Annotated in this window: 4 protein-coding genes; 1 reads left to right on the forward strand and 3 read right to left on the reverse strand. The window is 52.7% G+C overall.

All coding sequences use genetic code 11. The features are described 5' to 3' along the window. Both LJF34_RS28755 and LJF34_RS29155 read right to left on the reverse strand, forming a co-directional pair. Positions 1-338 (reverse strand): hypothetical protein (locus LJF34_RS28755; protein WP_231190437.1); only part of this gene is annotated, 338 nt, incomplete at its 3' end. Between the two features lie 240 nt (positions 339-578). Next, entirely contained in the window at positions 579-710 is a 132-nt protein-coding gene (locus tag LJF34_RS29155) for a hypothetical protein (RefSeq protein WP_255666541.1), read from the reverse strand. Positions 711-1,023: 313 nt separating this feature from the next. Between LJF34_RS29155 and LJF34_RS28760 the strand changes: the two genes are divergently transcribed. Beyond that, positions 1,024-1,263, forward strand: a complete 240-nt coding sequence (locus LJF34_RS28760; protein WP_231190440.1) for a hypothetical protein — start codon at positions 1,024-1,026, stop codon at positions 1,261-1,263. A 169-nt stretch (positions 1,264-1,432) separates the two neighbouring features. On the opposite strand, the gene LJF34_RS28765 is transcribed toward LJF34_RS28760, so the two are convergent. Continuing rightward, positions 1,433-1,627, reverse strand: coding sequence for a cold shock domain-containing protein (locus LJF34_RS28765; protein ID WP_231190443.1), 195 nt, complete (start codon positions 1,625-1,627; stop codon positions 1,433-1,435). Positions 1,628-1,630 lie beyond the last annotated feature (3 nt).

Consider the following 1,630-nt stretch of genomic DNA (forward strand, 5'->3'; position numbering starts at 1 on the left):
ATCTTGTGTGCAAGCCGCATGAGCGATCGTGCGGCCGCAGAATTCTCGAAAAGAATCGCGTCTTCCGTTTCTCGGGTGATGGTTCCAACGAACATCGTGGGGGTAGTTTTATCCATGGATCCACCCTTCTCGTCAGCCAACCATTCCGGCAGTTGAATGAGAAGCTCATTAGTGTCAAGAAGTCCCAACAATTGCCATAGTTGTCGGGACTTCTGTTCGTTGAGAAGTCCCTGGTCCCGGGCTTCTTCAAGAGAGCTGTCGTCGTCAGTGACCGTTTCTGAATGCCACTCACGGACGAATGCGTCGTAGTTGGCGTATTCGGTGATCAGGTCAGCCACTCTATTAGAAGAGAGTGCACAGCAACATTAATTTCCCGACCAACCCTGGTAGCTGTCTGATTATTCGGCTCTATCTGAACACTCCTGAGAATTTCACGTGTCTCGTCATCCAGACAGTCAGAGCCGAAGTAACACTCAGTCGTCAGGCTCCACGTTTCGGGATTTGTATACCTCCCGCAAGGTCCCAGGCGTCAGTTGTCGTGTCGCGTCACGGATCGTCCAAAACTGCTCTACTCTCTGTTAAATCGTGTGATACCGATTGAAATGTCGTGACTCTTCCCGAACCAGATCATATAGTTGGTTCATCAGTCGCTCGACGGGGTAGGCGTCCGTTTTCGACTCGATTTCGACGGTCGCTTCATGCCGGGACATACGGTCAGATGACGTCCCGGCGGGAAGGGGGTTAGACACGACGTAAATGGTGTTCACGTATCTGCAATACCGGTATCGTAGAGAATGCCACACTCGTCACACCGGACTAACGTCTCCGAATCCGGTATCGCCTTGGGGGAGTTACCGAGACTAGCAGTGATGTCGCCGAGATGCAACCCGAGATCAGTATACGCGGTTGCGTCACAGTTAGGGCATGTCATAAGGTATGTCTCTCGGCGAGGGGTCATAGAGATGCGGATTCTCTCCATGGGACATGAAGGGGAGTTATTCAGGTGGGGAACTAACCACGATTATGTCCCACTACGAGGCTTCCTTCGAGATAGACTCGAAGACCGATTCGTACGCCGCACAACGCCTTCTTGAGCAAGTATATGATACAATTCGGGAAGAATCGCGGAGCGTTCGAGAAGGGACGGACGATGCTGATAAACTCCTGCAAGAGTTCCAGACGCTTCGAGATGCAGCGAAGCGTCGAACGCCAGGGCGACTGACCATCACCTACGAACAACACGACGGCGAATTCAAGGATTGAAATCCGAAACCCAGTCTTCGTGTTTCCCGGGCTGGACGTAATGTCTCGAACCAGTACGGTCCTCCCAGCAGTCTCGTAGTCCATCTGCTATTGCTCTGGGTGGATACCGGTTCAGAAATAGAACAAAGTCACACAGTGTCGCCTGTCTGGCGACGACGTGAACCTTGAATTAGGCGCGGACGATGTTCGTCGCGCGCGGGCCCTTAGGGGCCTGTTCGATGTCGAAGTCAATCTCGGTTCCTTCCGTCAGATCCTCACCGCCAACGTCCTCCATGTGGAAGAACACGTCGTCGTCAGCATCCTCAGTCGCGATGAAACCGTAGCCGCCTGTATCGTTGAAGAAATCAACCTTACCGTTTGCCATTAC

This window comes from Haladaptatus sp. DYF46, from assembly GCF_021083305.1.
Taxonomy (GTDB): domain Archaea; phylum Halobacteriota; class Halobacteria; order Halobacteriales; family Haladaptataceae; genus Haladaptatus.